1 protein-coding gene is annotated in these 452 nt (G+C 60.0%); it reads right to left on the minus strand.

Translation table 11 applies throughout. The annotated features are described in order from the left end of the window. Positions 1 to 40 precede the first annotated feature (40 nt). Positions 41 to 452 (minus strand): hypothetical protein (locus AC1RPN_RS08415; RefSeq protein ID WP_481763748.1); only part of this gene is annotated, 412 nt, incomplete at its 5' end.

Here is a 452-nt window from a genome sequence, read left to right on the forward strand (position 1 = left end):
CGTGATGCAGATGTCCCCTGAATCCAATCACGAATCCCCATCAGGCACCCCAGCTCAGGTCACGCTCGTCCACTGGCACCGAAATCCACGTATCCTTCGGGAGCTTCGTGGGGTACGCGCCGAACGTACGCGGCTGATGCACGAGACCACGGTCCCACAGCTCTTGGCCGGCACGGAGACATGCTTCACCGTCCAGTCCGATCAGATAACCCGGGCGCTCGCGATACGCCTCGATAACCGGCACAATATCGGTACGGTGCGTCATGTGGGTCAATGCGATAACGACCAGCACATCGTTGATATCGACGGTGCCGCGCACGATGTCGCCAACACATCGCCCAAACGACAGGCCAATCAGCTTCCGGGGCACCTTGCAATCAGCCTCGAAATAGACCGCGAGATCGTATCGGTCGAACGTCTGCTCGCCACCGCCATCCAGATCGACCCGGATC

The sequence above is a fragment of the Dellaglioa sp. CoH-57-MRSF-20 genome (genome assembly GCF_056781955.1).